We start from the raw sequence: 17,031 nt of genomic DNA, 5'->3' as shown, positions 1-17,031 counted from the left end.
TCGGAATGGAATGAATGGCAACAACGGTGACCGACGATCAGCGCAAAAGCGCGGCTAATCTTTCGGGTTTCGATCTCGATTTTCCCGCGCAGCTGCGCATGATGGGGCGCGCCTTCTGGACCTCGCCGGTGCGCAATCGGCTGATCTTGCTGTCGATGGCGTTGCTCACGGTAATATTGCTCACCGCTTACGGCCAGATCAGGCTCAATGAATGGAACGCGCCGTTTTACAATGCGCTGGAGCGGCGCGATCTTGCCGCCTTCATTCATCAGCTGGAGGTCTTCGCCATCATCGGGGGGGCGTTGCTTCTCCTCAACGTCATCCAGACCTGGCTGAACCAGATGACGGCGCTGAACATGCGCGAAGGTCTTGCCAAGGATATGGTGGATCAATGGCTGAAACCCGGGCGCGCCGCCCGTCTTGCCGGTTTCGGCACGATTGCGATCAACCCCGACCAGCGCCTGCATGACGATGTCCGCAATCTCGCTGAAAGCAGTACGGCGCTTTCCATCGGGCTCGTCAATGCGACGATCCTGCTCATCAGCTTTATCGGCGTCCTCTGGTCGCTCTCGGCGGGCTTTGCTGTCACCATCGGCGGCGATACCTATGCTATCCCCGGCTACATGGTTTGGGCGGCGATATTTTACGCCGGTTCAGCCTCCCTGCTCAGCAATCTCGTCGGTTATCGGCTGGTTGGACTGAATGCCGAGCGTTACTCCAAAGAAGCGGAGCTTCGCTTCTCGCTGATGCGGGCCAGCGAAAATCTTGCCGCCATTGCCCTTGCGCGCGGTGAAAAGAACGAAAGGCGGCGGATCGGTATCGATGTTGATGCGGTGATTGGCGTCATTCGAGGGCTGGCGATGGCCCTGACAAATCTAACATGGGTTTCGGCGGGATATGGCTGGCTGGCGGTGGTGGCGCCGATTCTGATCGCAGCTCCCGTTTATTTTTCCGGCAATCTGACATTCGGCGGGTTGATGATGGCCGTGGGTGCGTTCAACCAGGTCAACACGGCGCTGCGCTGGTACATCGACAATTTCGGACCGATTGCCAGCTGGAAGGCCACGTTACAGCGCGTTTCGGTGTTCCGTAACGCCCTTATCGAGATGGACAGCGTCGAACAGCACGGCTTGGCGATCGATCTGCAACGCAGCGCGGAGAATGAAAAAATCCGCCTCCAGTCGGTGGTGATCTGCCGCGATGCGGGCGGACAGGATTTGGATCGCGGCTTCCAGCTGCGCGAGAGCGAAGTCACGATCGGGCCGGGCGAACGACTGATGATCAATGGCGAGCAGGGCGTGAACCGAAGGCTGCTTTTTGCGGCCATGGCGGGCCTGTGGCCCTGGGGACAGGGCAGGATAGAGATGCCCGAACAGTCCGACACGCTTTTCATCGCCCAGCACGGCTATCTGCCGGCGGGTTCGCTGCGTGAAATCCTCGCCTATCCGCGCGCTCCCCAGCGTTTTGCCGATGCCGATTATATCTCGGCGCTCGCTGCCTGCGGGCTTGGCGAGATGGCGTCCCGTCTCGATGAAAACATTCGCTGGGATAAAAAACTGGATTCAGACGAGCAGGCCAGCATCCGGGTTGCAAACGCCCTGCTGCTGAAGCCGAAATTCCTCGTTATCGATGATTTGCTCGAAGGGTTGGAAAAACAGACGCAGGATACGCTGGCGGAAGTTCTGAACGGGATCGACAGTGCGGCGATCATCTATATCGGCCGCTCCGAAACATTTCTGTCGGTTCTCGCCCCGGCCGTGGCGCATCTCGACCATACCGCGCAGAAGGAAAATATCTCCCCGGCAGACAGCGCTCCGCTATAGGCCGTCGGGCTATGGAGTTGTTCGGAGCGGGCTATAGCCGAAGATGCCATTGATCCGAAGCGAGCCGCGGCTGTTTGACAAGGCTTAGTGTGGTGTCCGGCTCCACCTGCGAACGCAGGGCAAATGTGCCGGTCGCCAGGCTGATGGCGACGACGCTGGCGACCACCAGGACAATACGGTCGTAGCGCTGCTGTATTGCGTTGTTTCCACTCCAGTCATAGGCCATTCGCACGCCCTCGCGTTTTTTGGAATCGTGCCTCATCATGGTTAACCGAAGCTTACGACGGCTCTATGATTCCTTGCTGTTTTGGAAGGGCTGCCGCGACAAATCGGCTATTGGCGGATGGGGTGCGGTTGTTTAAGTCCGGCAGCGGGAGGCTTGTGAAAGGACTTTGAGACATGGACCAGCAACCGCCCGCCGATATGGAACTCACGCTCAGAACGCTTGCGATGCCCGCCGATGCCAACCCGGCCGGCGATATTTTCGGCGGCTGGGTCATGTCGCAGATGGACCTTGCCGCTTTCGTCCGCGCCAATGATGTGGCTGGCGGCCGCACCGTCACCGTCGCAGTCAATGAGATCGTCTTCAAGAAGCCGGTCAAGATCGGCGATACATTGTGTGTCTATACCAAAATCGAAAAGATCGGCCGTACCTCCGTCACATTGAAGATCGAGGCGTGGACCCGCAGGCACTATCAGGATTCACGCGAAAAGGTGACGGAGGCCGTCTTCATCATGGTCGCGGTGGACGACAACGGCGATCCTCGTCCCGTCCGCAAGGAGGCGTGAGACGGCTTCCGCTTTTTTTTCAAAGCAATTCCGAAGCGCCTGCAAATGACTAGAAGCATAGGCGTTTCGGATTTTTCGCAATTCGATATCCGTCCGCTCAATACTTTAGAAATATCCAATTTATTTATCAATTTTTGCGATCAAGATATGGAATAGGACGAGGATCAGGCTTTGACCATTCCAGGTGTTGTTATTGTCGGCGGCGCTCACGGCACGCTCGCCCTTGTGCGCAGCCTCGGCGCCCTGAATGTGCCTGTCTATTATCTCACCCATGATTCACCGTTGCCAGGCTGGTCGCGCTTCGTGCGGGAAACAATCCGCTGGGATGGCCCGCACGACGCCGGAGCAATGGAGTTCCTGCGTCAGATGGCGGCGGAACGTGGTTTGAAGGGCTGTCTGCTGGTGCCATCCGGTGACGGAGAGGTCCAGCTCGTTGCGCAGCATCGTGAGGAGCTTTCCGCTCTTTACAAGATCGTTTTGCCGGATTGGGCGGAGCTGCAATGGCTCTGCGAAAAACCGCTGCTTTATCAGCGCGCCGCAGAACTCGGCGTCGATATTCCGCGTACCTATGCACTGACATCGGCCGCTGACATCGATACGCTGGACATATTGTTTCCCGTCATTCTCAAGCCGAATATGGGGGGTGGCGATACCACCATCGCCCGGGCAAAAGTCATTCGCGCCGATGACCGCCATGCTTTGAAAACGGCTTTTGCCGATGCGAGTGAAGAGATCGGCGTCGGCAATGTCGTCGTGCAGGAACTCATTCCGGGTGGAGGAGAAAGCCAGTTCTCCTACGCGGCGCTCTGGCTGAACGGAGAGCCGGTAGCGGAATTCACTGCCCGGCGCGTCCGGCAATATCCTGTCGATTTCGGCTATACCAGCACCCGCGTCGAGGTCGTCGACAACGGGAAAGCGGTGGAGGCGGCTCGAAAAATACTGAAATCGGCCGGCCATAGCGGGCTGGTCGAGGCGGAATTCAAGCTCGACCACCGAGACGGGAAACTCAAGCTTCTCGATGTCAATCCGCGTCCATGGTCATGGTTTGGCCTTTGCTCGGCGGCGGGCGTCGACCTTGGCGCCCTGCTATGGCGGGTCGCCAACGGTGAGCCGGTCGGTCCGCCCGGCGATGTGCGGCAGGGTGTTTCCTGGTCCTATCTTGTCCGCGACGCCGTTGCCGCTTTCACATTGGCCCGGAGGGGGCAGGCGAAAATTGGTGACTACCTTGCTTCTCTGGGCAAGATCCGCAGCTGGGCCGCCTTTGCGCCGAACGATCCCTTGCCGGGCCTGATCGATCTGCCGCTGACGGTCTCGAGAGTCGTGAGAAAACGCCTTCTTCCCGGCCTGAGATCAGGACAATCGGGGAGAATTTTCTTTCAGCCGATAAAACGCCTTGTGAAATATGGAGTCATAAGGGCGGGGCTGGAGGTGAGTTCTCTCCCGGCCGTCCGTTCGGCATTTCCGTCTTTTGCCGGGCGTGGCGTAATCTTTACGCTTCATCATGTGCGCCCCGGAGGGGTTGTTTCGGCTTTCGCACCCAATGTGCAATTGTCCGTCACGCCGCAATTTCTGGAAGAGGCGATACAGGCCGCACTCGAATGCGGTCTTGTTCCTGTCCATCTGCACGATCTGCCGGCTCTGCTTGCCGATAATCACGAGGGCCGGTCCTTCTGCGCCTTCACGCTCGACGACGGCTATCGAAACAATGCCGAGTATGCCGCACCGATCTTCCGTAAATATGCCGTTCCCTACACGATTTTCATCACGCCGGGTTTTGTGGAGCGAACACGCAGCCTCTGGTGGGAAACCGCTGCTGCCTTGACGCAGAAAGCCGCGTCTTTCGAATTCGATTTCGGGGCGGGGCCGGAACTGGTGGCGTGCGCCAGCCCTTCGCAGAAAGCGGAGGCATTCACGCGGCTTGAAGATTTCGTCCAGAATTTTTCGGAAGACGAGGCGGTGGAAAGGATCGATCGTGTCGCGAGGCAGCATGGCGTCGATCCCATCGCGATCGTGGACGAACTTGTCATGGATGAAGACGAGATCAAGGCGCTGGCGCAAGACCCTCTGGTGCATTTCGGCGCACATACCGTGACGCATGTGAATATGCGCAAGGTCGATGCGACGCGTCTGGCTTATGAGATCGCGGAATCGACGCGTCGGGTGGAAGCTTATGTCGACCACCGGCCACGGTCCTTTTCTTATCCCTATGGCTGGGTAAAGGCCGTGGGAGAACGGGAAGCGAAAGCGGTTCACGACGCAGGATTTTCTGCAGCCGTGACCACGCAGGCTGGCGTTATCGATCCCCGTTGCCTTGAAAAGCCGACGCTGCTGCCGCGTGTATCGCTGAATGGTCGCTTTCAGAAAAAGCGTTTCGTCAAGGCGCTCATTTCAGGTCTGCCCTTCCGGTTCATCTAGCGACCTTGTTCGTTCGCCATCTCTCGGCCGTCTTGCCAGATGTTTCTGCGGCTCGCATTTGGCGTTCTCTTTTGCCGTTTCCGATTTTTCTCTCGTCCTTCGAGCCTCTTTGCGGCTGATTGGTCAGTGCGAAAAGCTGTGTCACAAATTTTGTTATTCACATCCACTTATCTATTGATTATAAATAAATTTATCGACAGAAAACATTACAACTTTTATGAAGACATCGCCCTTGCTATTAATTTTTGCCGATGATCTGACCGGAGCGCTCGACGCCGCCGCCCCTTTTGCCGGGCGCGGGCTGGCGACCGAGGTTGCCATCGGGCTTGACGGTGCGCGTGCGGCGTTGGCGGATGCGCCTGCCGTCCTTAGCGTCAATCTCGGCTGCCGCGACGGCGAGGCGGATGAAGCCCGCCGCCGCACGCGGGAACTGCTGGGGATGATTCCGGTCGATACCATCCTTTTCAAGAAGATCGATTCCCGCCTGAAGGGGCATATTGCGGCGGAAATGGATGCGATTTCCTATCGCCACGCGCTTGTCGCGCCCGCAATTCCGGATTTCGGACGCGTCGTTATTGGCGGAGCCGTTTCCGGCTTTGGCGTCGACGCTGCCATTCCGGTTCATGAAAGGCTTCGCGGGCATGCCGACCGTTGCACGATACCCGATACGCGATCAAAGGGCGAAATCGCCGAGGCTCTCGCCGCCGCGCAGGCGCAAGGGGCCGATCTTCTGGTCGGCGCGCGCGGGCTTGCCGAGGCGCTGGCTGAGGCGATGACGGCGCAGGCTGTTCCTGAGGCCGCGATCATTCCGGCCGGAAAGGGGCTTTTTGTCATCGGGTCTCGCGATCCGATCACGGTGGAGCAGATTGACGTTCTCAAAAGCGTTGGACCTGTTTCGATCATTGAGGCGCCGAATGGCGTCATGCCCCGCCACACCGATGACGGTGCCGGTCTGATGCTGGTTCAAGCGACGCAGGGTGCGGAAAATCTGTCGCCGCTTGCGGTCTCAGACCGGTTGGCGCAAGGCGTCGTGCCGCATTTTACCGCCGGAGCGGCGAGACTGCTGTTGTCAGGTGGAGCCACGGCGGAGGCCGTGCTGCGGGCCATGGGCGTTTCACGCTTGCGTCTTGCCGGCGAATGCCTGCCGGGTCTCGGCGTGGGCTGGTCCGGCGATCAATGCATCATTGCGAAGTCCGGCGGTTTTGGGCAAGCTGACACGTTGAAACGGATCGCGAAAATGATGCTTGGCGACAATGACGCTGGAGAGAGCTGACCAGATGGGGCTGATGAAAGAAACGGCGCGCAAGGCACTTCCGGACATTATTTTCGAGAGAATGCACCGCGCGATCAAATCCGGCGCCTACAAGCCGGATGAGCGGCTGCCGACCGAGCATGAACTCGCCATGGAATTCGAAGTATCGCGACCGGTGGTGCGCGAGGCACTCCGGCGGCTGCGCGAACAGGGTTTCATCTATTCCCGCAGAGGCTCCGGCAGCTATGTCAGGGCCTTCGGCCTGCGCGAGCCGCTCGGCTTCGGACAGCTTGAAAACGTCGCGGACCTTCTCAACTGTTACGAATTCAGGCTGACGCTGGAGCCGGCAGCGGCGGCGGCCGCGGCTCTGCGGCACGATGGTGAGAGACTTGCGGCGATCCGAAAGGCGCTCGAACTGATGCGGGATGCGACCAATCGCCAGTCCCACCGCGAGGATGCCGATTATCAGTTTCATCTCGCCATCGCACGGGCGGCGCGGAACAGTTATTTCTCCACTGCGATGGAAGCGCTGAAAGACCATATTGCCGTGGGAATGAAGTTCCACGGCATGTCATTGAAGCGGGAAGCATCCGGCCTGACGCGTGTTTTTGCCGAGCATGAGGCAATCGCAAAGGCGATTGCCGATGGGGATGCAGAGGCGGCACGCCAGCTGATGCTCCAGCACCTGACCGGATCGCGCGACCGCCTGTTTGAGTCTTCGCACACGGAATAAGCGGGTGACCGAAGACCGATGCGCGCGTCCGCGCACCGGAATTTTGCTCAGAAGGCGTGGCGGTAAACGCCGAGCACATCCTCGAGGCTCATGTCGACGGGGTTGTTGTCCATCAGCCGGCGGATGGCATGCGCATTCTCAGCGTAGCGGGGAAGATCGGCTTCAATGGCGCCGTGCCGTGCAAGCGACATTTCGATGCCGAGTCCGGCACAGAAATCCGTCGCCGCCTTGCGCAAATCATCAGGCGAAAGATGTTCGCGAAGCCCGAGCGCTCCCGCCACCTCCGCCGTCTTCGCAGAAACCGCGGGCTGGTTGAAGGCCAGAACATGCGGAAAGACGATGGCGTTCGCCAGCCCGTGCGGCAGGTTAAGAAGCGTGCCGAGCGGATAGGCGATGGCATGGCCGGCGGCCGTATTGACCGGACCAAGGCAGATGCCGCCATAATAGGAGGCAAGCATCATGCCTTCCCGCGCTTCAGTATCCGCACCATCGCGGACGGCGCGCGCCAGATATTTACCGACCAGTGCAAATCCCATGCGTGCGAAACCGTCGATCATCGGGTGGGCCTTGCGGTTGGTGAAGGCTTCGACGCAATGGGCCATGGCATCCACACCCGTTGCCGCCGTAACGGCTGGTGGGACCGAATAGGTGAGTTCCGGATCGAGCACGGCGAAATCCGCAATCAGATGAGGGCTTTCGACCGCGATCTTGCTGCCTTTTACCGGGTCTGTGATAAGCGAACGGATGCCGGCTTCGGAGCCGGTTCCGGCGGTGGTGGCGATCTGCACCAGCCGCGTGTTGCGCCCGGCAACCCTGTTCGGTCCAGCCACATCCTCAAGCGTCTGGCCGGAATTCCAGAGCGCTGCGACCAGCTTCGCCACATCCATTACCGAACCGCCGCCGAGGCCGATGACGAGATCCGGCTTGGCGGCGCTTGCCGCGGCAAGGGCGGCTTCGAGCGTTGTGGTGTCCGGCTCGCCGGGAATGGCGTCGAAGACAGTGAAAGGACCCGGCAATTGCAGCCGTTCGGCAAATTTGGCCGTCAGCGGTGTGGCGATAACGAGGGTCGATGCGGTTTTCCCCGCCCAGACGCCGACCTGTGAAACGGTGCCAGCGCCAACGGCGAGCCGGCGTGGCTGATGGATGAGAATGGGAGCTGTTGACATGGTGCTCATCCCTTTCGGTCCTTGCCCGCCACCAGCTTGCGCGCATAGGCGATGGCCGCATTCATGTTGCCGTGATTGGCGATGCCCTTGCCGGCGATATCGAAAGCCGTGCCGTGATCGACGGAGGTGCGGTCTATCGGCAGATCGACGGAGACATTGACGGCGGTGTCGAAAGCGACAAGTTTGATCGGGATATGGCCCTGATCGTGATATTGCGCGACGACGAGATCGAAAGCGCCGGAATAAGCCCGGTGGAACACGGTGTCGGCGGAAATCGGTCCCTGCACTTCGATGCCTTCGGCGCGTGCGGCGGCGACCGCCGGTGCGATCTGGTTGTCATCCTCATTGCCGAACAGGCCGTTTTCACCGCAATGCGGGTTAATGCCGGCAACCGCGATGCGCGGTTGACCATAACCGATGCGTTTCAGATGCGCGTTGCCGGCGCGGATGGTCGCAAGCACGCGCTCCGTCGTCGCGCGGGTAATGGCTTCCTGCAAGGAGACATGGGTGGAAACGTGAATGACCTTCAACCGTTCAGAGGCGAGCAGCATATAGGCAGCCGAGGAGCCGGTGAGGCTTCGCAACATGCCGGTGTGGCCATCATAATGGTGACCGGCGAGATTCAGGGCTTCCTTGTTGATCGGCGCGGTAACGATGCAGCCGATAGCGCCCGCTTCGGCATCGCGAACAGCCTTTTCGATAAAGCGGAACGCGGCGTCTCCGGCAACAGGCGACAATGTACCCCAGGGCAGCGGCGCACCCTCCACTGGCAGGTCGACCACGTGCTGAGAAAGATCGATATCAACGCCGAGCGCATCCCGCGCCGCTTCCAGCGTGGCGAGGTTGCCGTAAATCCGCGTCGCTGCACGATCCGAACCGGACATTTCGGCGAGCGCCCGCACCGTGATTTCCGGGCCGACACCACAGGGATCGCCCATGGTGATGCCAATAATATTGCTCATCTTTGTCTCCCGTCGTTCTCGTCAGCCCAGCCGGGCGCCAGCCGGACATATTTGATTGCGCGGCGATGATAGGTGTAGCTTGCATGCAGCGTACCGTCCGGCGCTTCCAGAAGCCACGGATAGGACATTTCCAGATTGCGCCCATCGGTCGAATCGTTCGAAAGGCAGGTGCCCGGCCCGTCTTCGATCAGGATCCGGGTGGCAAAACTGCGCCCGTCATCGTCGGACAGGCAGATCGAAACAGGCGCGCGCGGCACACCCCAGACGGGAACGCACCCGCCGCTCGGATCGGCATCCGGCCTGTCGTCGTCCTCTCCAAGTTCGTCGTAAAGCGAGGCGCGGCGATCGCTCGACTGCGCGGCATTGACGGGGTTGCAGATCATAGCCAACCTGCCATCGTTGAGCTTGATGACCGCAATGGAGGAATTATTGTTGGGCACATCGGTCGGCTCCGGCTTTGACCACGAGCGGCCGCCATCGACGCTTTGCGTGCGGTAGACGAAGTCAGCCTGACGGCGGCGGAAGAAGGCGGCGTAGTCCCCATTCGTCACCGCAACCGGGCTCATATGCACGCAGCCGGTCGATTCTTCCAGATCCTGCAATCGCCAGGTCGCACCATTGTCCGTGGATATGCCGAGCGCTGCCGTATCGTGGCTACCGTTCCATTTCTGGCCGGGGCGCTGGATGCAACGGAAGATCGGCAGCAGCCAGGCACCGTCATCTCGGATGCGCAGCGGCGCGCGGATGAAGCAGCCCTGCGGGAGATCGAGAAAACGTCCTTCCTCGGAAACAAGCTTTTCCGGCGCAGTCGCGTCGCGGTGGATCCGCGCCGTGCGAATGCGGCATTCATCCTGATTACCGGAGGGCTGAGCGGTATGAAACAGCCACAGAACGCCATCCGGCGCGGTGAAGACAACCGGGTTCTGTTCGGAATGGGAGGGGTCGTGGCTCAGTCGCTGCGGCGGTCCCCACCGGGTTGCACCCGCCGTCAGTACGGATGCGAAAATCGAAATATCAGATTTTCCTTCCAGCGTGCCGCCGAACCATGCGCAGAGCAGGGCGCCATCGTCCAGAAGGTGCAGGAAGCTCGCATGGTTCTGAATCATGGGCGACGGCAGAAAGGCTTCCTGCCGGTTTTCCGACACGGCATGCATGGCTCCGGTCATGGCGCGAGCGATGTCATCAGGGGTCATCGTGGTCTCCTCTTGTCTCGATGAAAATGACATATTAAAAAAGTTGTCAAGTTTATTTGATAGAAAATGAGGATTCGATATTTTTGATATTTGGAATTAAACTTTTGTTTTTAAATAATAAAATTAATGAATTTGGCTTTAATAAAAATTGCCTTCGAAAAATAAATTGACAAAAAACGTGATAGCGTCGATGCTTCGCTAACGGGTGGAGGAGACAATCATCCGCATGCCATGCTCCTTAATGCAGGAGACGGGGATTTTTCAAATGCCCCTTGCGGCGCGCCGCCATGTTGCTGAATTTCTGAATCTGGGAGGAGAACGGAATGAAGAAGTCATTGATTGCGGGCGCCCTTGTCTTGGGTTCCTTCAGCGCCGCGGTTTCGCCGGCGCTCGCGGCATCGGGTCCGATCAAGATCGTGCTGGCGGAAGAGGCGGACCTGCTGGAGCCCTGCATGGCCACCCGCTCCAACATCGGTCGCATCATCATGGAAAATGTCAGCGAGACGCTGACGGAGCTTGATGTGCGCGGCAACAAGGGTGTTCAGCCGCGCCTTGCCGAGAAGTGGGAGCAGAATGCCGATGGAAGCTGGCGTTTCCACCTGCGTGAAGGCGTAAAGTTTTCCGACGGCACGGCGTTCGATGCCAAGGACGTCAAGCACAGCTTCGAACGCATTATGAGCGACAAGAACGCCTGCGAGTCCCGTCGTTATTTCGGTGGCATGACGGTGACCCCATCGATCGTTGATGACTACACGATCGACTTCAAGGCCGAACCGGCGCAGCCTATTCTGCCGCTCTTGATGTCTCTGGTCACCATCGTTCCGGAAGAAACCAAGATGGAATTCATCCGAGAGCCTGTCGGCACCGGGCCCTACAAGCTGACCGACTGGACGCCGGGTCAGCAAATTGTGCTCACCGCGCGCGACGATTATTGGGGGGGCAAACCGCAGGTGACGGAAGCGACCTATCTTTTCCGCGCCGATCCTTCGGTTCGCGCGGCCATGGTGCAGACCGGCGAAGCCGATCTCTCGCCTTCGATTTCCCAGCTGGACGCCACCAATACGAAGACCGACTTTTCCTATCTCGACAGCGAGACGGTCTATATGCGTCTCGATCACAATATTGAGCCGCTGAACGATGTGCGGGTGCGCCGCGCGCTCAACCTCGCCATCGACCGGCAGGCCTTCCTCGGCACGCTGGTTCCAGAAGGCGCCGTGCTGGCCACCGCGCTCGTTCCACCGACAACGCTTGGCTGGAACCCCGACGTCAAGGTCTTCCCCTATGACCCCGAGGGCGCAAAAAAGCTGCTCGAGGAAGCAAAGGCTGCCGGTGTGAAGGTGGATACGCCGATCACCATCATCGCGCGTACCGCGAATTTCCCCAACGTCACCGAGATCATGGAGGCGATCCAGCAGCAATTGCAGGATGTCGGCTTCAAGATCGACCTGAAATTCGTGGAAGTGGCCGAGCACGAAAGCTATTATTCCAAGCCCTTCAAGGAAGGCCGCGGACCGCAGATTGTCGCCGCCATGCACGACAATTCCAAGGGCGACCCGTCCTTCACCATGTTCTTCAAATATGCCACCAAGGGCACGCAGTCCGGCTTCTCGGACAAGAAGGTTGACGATCTGATTGAACGTGCATCCGCAGCGGTCGGTGACGAGCGCGCCAAGCTCTGGTCGGAACTCATCGCTTATCTGCACGACGATGTGGTGGCCGACGTGCTGCTGTTCCACATGGTCGGCTTCTCCCGCGTCTCGGAACGGCTGGACTTCAAGCCCACCATCTCCACGAACTCGATGCTGCAGCTTTCGGAAATCGGCATCAAATAAGACCCCGCGTCTTGTCAATTGAGAAGCGGCGGCGCAGCGAAAGCTTCGCCGCCGCATTGAAAAACCGGAGGCAACCATGCTGAGTTTCATCCGAAAACGTTCCGTTGCGAGCCTGATCTCCCTGATCGGCCTCATCGTGATGGTTTTCTTCCTGTCGCGCCTGACGGGGGACCCGGCCGCATTGTTTCTGCCGGTGGAGGCTTCGGAGGAGTTGAAGCAGCAGTTTCGGGCGCTGCACGGGCTGAACGATCCGCTGACGGTGCAGTTCCTGCGCTATGCGGGCGATGTGATGACGGGTGATCTCGGAGAATCACTGAGAAAAGCGCGCCCGGCGCTGGATGTGGTGCTGGAGGCTTTTGTCTGGACACTCTGGCTCGCTGTCATCACCATGTCGCTCGTTACCTCCGCCGCCATAGTCATCGGTTCGCTTGCGGCTTTCCGCTCTGGTGGCTTCTTCGACCGCATGGCTTCCAGTATCTCGCTCATCGGTGCATCCGTGCCGGATTTCTGGCTGGCGATCGTCGCCATCGTCGTCTTCTCTGTCAATCTCGCCTGGTTGCCCACGTCGGGAACGGGCTCCGTGCTGCACTGGATATTGCCGATCGCAGTCCTTTTTGTGCGCCCCTTCGGCATTATCGTGCAGGTGGTGCGCGGTTCGATGATCGGTGCTTTGTCCTCGGCCTATGTCAAGACGGCGCGCGCCAAGGGCGTGAAGTCGGGTCCGATCATTTTCATCCACGCTTTGCGAAACGCCATGCTGCCGGTCATCACCGTCATTGGCGATCAGGCGGCAAGCCTTCTCAATGGCGCCGTCATCGTCGAAACGATTTTCGGTTTTCCCGGCGTTGGCAAGCTGATGATCGATTCCATTCTTCAGCGCGATTTCAACGTCGTGCTGGCCGCCATTCTCGTGACCGCGCTGGCGATCTTCCTGATGAATCTTCTGATCGATATCGCCTATGCGCTCCTTGATCCGCGTATCCGGCACTGAGGAGGCCGTTCAGCCATGAGCCTTTCCAGCGCCGACAACGAGATCACCGCCGAGCCGTCCTTCGCAACACGTATGCTGCGCATGTTGTGGGCGGATAAATTCGCGCTCTGCGCCGCGATCTTCCTCATCGTCGTCGTTATCCTCGCTTTTGTCGGCCCGGCGTGGCTTGGCGATCTGGCGACGAAACAGAACCTGCGCGGGCGCAACCTCGCCCCGTTCGACTGGCAGCGCGAGTGGTATTTCTGGCTGGGGGCGGATGCGCTCGGCCGTTCGCTTCTCGCGCGCATTGTCGCCGCCACGCAAAACACGATGATGATCGCCGCCGGCGCGGTGCTTCTTTCCGCCATTACCGGCGCCGTGCTCGGGCTGATTGCCGGTTTTTCCTCCGACCGTGTCGGTCAGATCATCATGCGGCTTGCTGATGTTATCATGTCGTTCCCGTCGCTCTTGATTGCGGTCATCGTGCTTTATCTGCTCGGCTCCTCCATCCTCAACCTGATGCTGGTTCTCGCCATCACCCGCATTCCCGTTTACATCCGGACGACAAGGGCGGAGGTGCTTGAGGTGCGCGAGCGTATGTTCGTGCAGGCGGCGCGCGTGATGGGCGCATCCGGCAAGCGCATCCTGTTCCGCCACATCCTGCCCGTCGTGTTGCCGACGCTGACGACGCTTGCCACGCTTGATTTCGCCTATGTGATGCTGGCGGAAAGCGCGCTATCCTTCCTCGGTATCGGCATTCAGCCGCCGGAAATCACCTGGGGCCTGATGATTTCGCAGGGGCGGCAATATCTTACCAATGCCTGGTGGCTGTCCTTCTGGCCGGGACTTGCCATCATCCTCACAACCCTGTCGCTCAACCTGCTTTCGAACTGGCTGCGCATCGCGCTTGATCCCGTGCAGCGCTGGCGCCTGGAAATGAAAGGCCGCAAGCATGGCTGACCGTCTTCTCGACGTGCGCAACCTGTCCGTGGAGTTCCACACCGCAAGCGGTGTCGTCCATGCGGTAAAGGATGTCTCCTACCATATCGACCGTGGCGAAACGCTGGCCATCCTCGGCGAAAGCGGTTCGGGCAAGTCGGTATCGTCCTCGGCCATCATGAACCTCATCGACATGCCGCCCGGACATATCGGCGGCGGTCAGATATTGCTCGACGGTCAGGACCTTCTGACCATGCCGACCGAGGCGCGCCGCGAGATCAACGGCCGGCGCATCGCCATGATCTTTCAGGACCCGCTTAGCCACCTCAATCCGGTCTATACCGTCGGTTGGCAGATCCGCGAGGCGATGACCACCCATGGCATGAGCAAGGCGGCGGCGGAAACGGAGGCGAGGCGGCTTGTCGCCCGCGTCGGCATTCCTAACCCGGACGGGGCCTTGAAGAAATATCCGCATGAATTTTCCGGCGGTCAGCGCCAGCGCGTCATGATCGCCATGGCGCTGGCGCTTCGGCCCGATCTCCTGATCGCCGATGAGCCGACCACCGCGCTTGACGTGACGGTGCAGGCTGAGGTGCTTTCGCTGCTCAAGGAATTGCAGCGAGAAACCGGTATGGCCGTGCTCATCATCACTCACGATCTCGGCGTCGTCGCCGAAATCGCCGATCGCGTGGTTGTGATGGAAAAGGGCGTTCTGGTCGAGGCCGGCACGGTTCGCGAGGTCTATCGAAATCCGCAACACCCCTATACCCGCAAGCTCATCAGCGCAGCACCCGGCAAGGGCGATATGCATGAGCCGCAGGGGGTGGGCGAAGCGCTGCTCAGCGTGCGTGACGTGCGCAAGCGTTACGGCGCCTTCGAGGCGCTGAAGGGCATTTCCTTCGACCTCATGCCCGGAGAAACCATTGCCGTCGTCGGTGAAAGCGGTTCTGGCAAATCGACGCTGGCGCGTATTCTCTTGCGGCTGGACGAGCCGGATGCGGGCAGCGCCTTGTGGAAGGGCCGCGACCTTTTCAAGCTCTCGCCTGCTGAACTTTTTGCGCTCCGGCGCGATTTGCAGATGGTGTTTCAGGACCCCACCCAGTCGCTCAATCCGCGCATGACCGTGTTTCAATTAATTTCCGAGGCCTGGGTCATCCATCCGGAGATATTGCCCAAGGCAAGATGGCGTGAACGGGTTGCCGAATTGCTGCATCAGGTGGGTCTCTCGCCGGAACATATGCGCCGTTATCCGCACCAGTTCTCCGGCGGTCAGCGGCAGCGGATCGCGATTGCCCGCGCATTGGCACTGGAACCCAAGCTCATCATCTGCGACGAAGCGGTCTCGGCTCTCGATGTCTCGGTTCAGGCGCAGGTCATAGCACTTCTGGATAAGCTGCGCCGCGAAATGGGCCTCTCCTTCATCTTCATCGCGCATGATTTGCCGGTTGTTCGGGATTTTGCCGATCACGTCATGGTCATGCAGGGGGGAGAGATTGTAGAGTTCGGTACCGTCCGACAGGTGTTCGAAGCGCCGTGCGAGGCCTATACCCGTGCCCTTCTGTCCGCGAGCCTCGATCCAGACCCTGATATGCAATCCCAGCGTCATCCGTCCGTTGCCGGCGATGCCGTCGCAAATTCAAGCGGAGTTCTTTCATGAGCAAACAAGCTTTCGTCGCGCTCGTTACCTGTTTCAACGAGGACGAAACCATCAACTATGAGGCAACCCGCGCACAGGTGCGCCGCCAGGTGGCGGCCGGTAACAACATTATGTGCGCCGGGACCAATGGCGATTTTACCGCTTTGACGCATACGGAAAAAATCCGGCTGACCGAAGAGGTGGTGGACGAAGTTGCCGGCCGTGCCAAGGTCATCGTGAATGCGGGCATGCCCGCCACATTCGAAACCCTGCAACTTGCCAAAGCCTTCGACCGCATCGGCGTCGACGGTATCGCCGTCATCACGCCCTTCTTCATCGCCTGCACGCAGGATGGCCTGATCCGCCATTTCTCGACAGTGGCCGATGCCGTTGAAACGCCGGTCTATCTCTATGACATTCCCGCCCGCACCCAGAACCACATAGAGCCTGAAACCGCACGCAAACTCGCCATCCATGGCAATATCGCAGGCATCAAGGATTCCGGCGGCGCTCAGCAGACGCTCGAAGCCTATCTTCAGGTGGCAAAGGAGATGCCGGGTTTCGAGGTCTATTCCGGCCCGGATCACCTCGTTCTCTGGTCGTTACAGAACGGCGCGGCGGGCTGCATTTCCGGCCTCGGCAACGCACTGCCGGATGTTCTGGCCGGCATTCTCAATGCTTTCAACGCCGGCGATATCACCGAGGCCGAACGCCAGCAGACAATCTACACTGACTTCCGCACCGATCTCTACGCCCTCGGCTTCGCACCGGCCATGGTCAAGCGCTCGCTTTATCTCCAGGACTCTTCCGTTGGCGCCAGTCGCCAACCGGCCCTTCTGCCGGATAAAGCGCAGGATGAAAAAATCCTGGAAATCTTGCGGCGTTATCAACGGCTCTGACGCCGTGAGCGACTGTAACGCGCACCGCAGCGGACCGTGTGCCTCACCTTAAAAATATCTGCCAAACGGCCATCATCAAAAGCATTTCCCTAGCCTGATCCATGGCGAATAATTTGTGACATAAACACGAAATTCCCCTTGTCAGCCCCGCCATTGATGTTTAAGAGGAGCGCGCAACGCAAGCGTTCGCGCATGCGGAGAGGTGGCAGAGTGGTCGAATGCACCGCACTCGAAATGCGGCATACCTGCAAGGGTATCGTGGGTTCGAATCCCACCCTCTCCGCCAGCTGCCGCCTGTCCAGACCGGAGACATAGGTAACAGTTTGTACCTAAGACATAGGTGACAATCTCGTGCCGAACGGATTGTCGATTGTTTGCAGCGTTCTCTGTTCCAGGTCGATATATCCTAGATCGTAATGCAT

The 17,031-nt window shown here is 59.3% G+C and carries 14 protein-coding genes and 1 tRNA gene; 11 read left to right on the top strand and 4 right to left on the bottom strand.

Translation table 11 applies throughout. The features are described from left to right. The first annotated feature begins 14 nt into the window (after window positions 1-14). Window positions 15-1,823: an ABC transporter ATP-binding protein/permease gene (locus PL599_RS19610; RefSeq protein ID WP_077984717.1), complete on the top strand. Its 1,809-nt coding sequence runs from the start codon at window positions 15-17 to the stop codon at window positions 1,821-1,823. 31 nt (window positions 1,824-1,854) lie between these two features. Here PL599_RS19610 and PL599_RS19605 read toward each other — a convergent pair whose 3' ends face one another. Next, window positions 1,855-2,088 (bottom strand): hypothetical protein, encoded by a 234-nt coding sequence (locus PL599_RS19605; RefSeq protein WP_137412553.1) that lies wholly within the window; start codon window positions 2,086-2,088, stop codon window positions 1,855-1,857. Between the two features lie 134 nt (window positions 2,089-2,222). Here PL599_RS19605 and PL599_RS19600 point away from each other — a divergent pair, with 134 nt between their 5' ends. From PL599_RS19600 to PL599_RS19585, 4 genes are all read left to right on the top strand, one after another. Then, window positions 2,223-2,612 carry an acyl-CoA thioesterase gene (locus PL599_RS19600; protein ID WP_035260778.1) on the top strand — a complete coding sequence of 130 codons (390 nt, stop codon included), beginning with the start codon at window positions 2,223-2,225 and terminating at the stop codon, window positions 2,610-2,612. A gap of 171 nt (window positions 2,613-2,783) precedes the next feature. Next, window positions 2,784-5,027: a polysaccharide deacetylase family protein gene (locus PL599_RS19595; RefSeq protein ID WP_269824947.1), complete on the top strand. Its 2,244-nt coding sequence runs from the start codon at window positions 2,784-2,786 to the stop codon at window positions 5,025-5,027. A gap of 232 nt (window positions 5,028-5,259) precedes the next feature. Further along, window positions 5,260-6,300 carry a four-carbon acid sugar kinase family protein gene (locus PL599_RS19590; protein ID WP_269824948.1) on the top strand — a complete coding sequence of 347 codons (1,041 nt, stop codon included), beginning with the start codon at window positions 5,260-5,262 and terminating at the stop codon, window positions 6,298-6,300. A 4-nt stretch (window positions 6,301-6,304) separates the two neighbouring features. Next, a complete protein-coding gene (locus PL599_RS19585) occupies window positions 6,305-7,012 on the top strand; it encodes a FadR/GntR family transcriptional regulator (RefSeq protein WP_142913472.1) in 708 nt (235 codons plus the stop codon). A 47-nt stretch (window positions 7,013-7,059) separates the two neighbouring features. On the opposite strand, the gene PL599_RS19580 is transcribed toward PL599_RS19585, so the two are convergent. Genes PL599_RS19580 through PL599_RS19570 form a run of 3 tightly spaced genes read right to left on the bottom strand, consistent with a single transcriptional unit; the run spans window position 7,060 to window position 10,333 of the window. Then, window positions 7,060-8,187, bottom strand: coding sequence for an iron-containing alcohol dehydrogenase (locus tag PL599_RS19580; RefSeq protein ID WP_269824949.1), 1,128 nt, complete (start codon window positions 8,185-8,187; stop codon window positions 7,060-7,062). Next, a complete protein-coding gene (pdxA, locus tag PL599_RS19575; RefSeq protein WP_142913378.1) occupies window positions 8,184-9,140 on the bottom strand; it encodes a 4-hydroxythreonine-4-phosphate dehydrogenase PdxA in 957 nt (318 codons plus the stop codon). The genes PL599_RS19580 and pdxA overlap by 4 nt, the downstream gene beginning before the upstream one ends. Further along, window positions 9,137-10,333 (bottom strand): sialidase family protein, encoded by a 1,197-nt coding sequence (locus PL599_RS19570; protein ID WP_269824950.1) that lies wholly within the window; start codon window positions 10,331-10,333, stop codon window positions 9,137-9,139. Before PL599_RS19570 ends, pdxA begins: the two co-directional genes overlap by 4 nt. Before the next feature lie 323 nt (window positions 10,334-10,656). Here PL599_RS19570 and PL599_RS19565 point away from each other — a divergent pair, with 323 nt between their 5' ends. From PL599_RS19565 to PL599_RS19540, 6 genes are all read left to right on the top strand, one after another. Continuing rightward, window positions 10,657-12,165, top strand: coding sequence for an ABC transporter substrate-binding protein (locus tag PL599_RS19565; RefSeq protein WP_173991335.1), 1,509 nt, complete (start codon window positions 10,657-10,659; stop codon window positions 12,163-12,165). Between the two features lie 76 nt (window positions 12,166-12,241). Further along, entirely contained in the window at window positions 12,242-13,156 is a 915-nt protein-coding gene (locus PL599_RS19560; protein WP_077984726.1) for an ABC transporter permease, read from the top strand. Between the two features lie 15 nt (window positions 13,157-13,171). After that, entirely contained in the window at window positions 13,172-14,095 is a 924-nt protein-coding gene (locus PL599_RS19555; RefSeq protein WP_142913379.1) for an ABC transporter permease, read from the top strand. Beyond that, a complete protein-coding gene (locus PL599_RS19550) occupies window positions 14,088-15,731 on the top strand; it encodes an ABC transporter ATP-binding protein (RefSeq protein ID WP_269824951.1) in 1,644 nt (547 codons plus the stop codon). The genes PL599_RS19555 and PL599_RS19550 overlap by 8 nt, the downstream gene beginning before the upstream one ends. Continuing rightward, complete coding sequence (locus PL599_RS19545) at window positions 15,728-16,609, top strand: dihydrodipicolinate synthase family protein (RefSeq protein ID WP_269824952.1); 882 nt, start codon at window positions 15,728-15,730, stop codon at window positions 16,607-16,609. The genes PL599_RS19550 and PL599_RS19545 overlap by 4 nt, the downstream gene beginning before the upstream one ends. 196 nt (window positions 16,610-16,805) lie before the next feature. Beyond that, window positions 16,806-16,895, top strand: a tRNA-Ser gene (locus PL599_RS19540). The last annotated feature ends 136 nt before the right edge of the window (window positions 16,896-17,031 follow it).

The sequence above is a fragment of the Agrobacterium sp. ST15.16.055 genome, from assembly GCF_027956555.1.
GTDB lineage: Bacteria > Pseudomonadota > Alphaproteobacteria > Rhizobiales > Rhizobiaceae > Agrobacterium > Agrobacterium salinitolerans.
The sequence above is the reverse complement of the archived record's forward strand: the minus strand, read 5'-3'. Positions and strand labels throughout refer to the sequence as shown.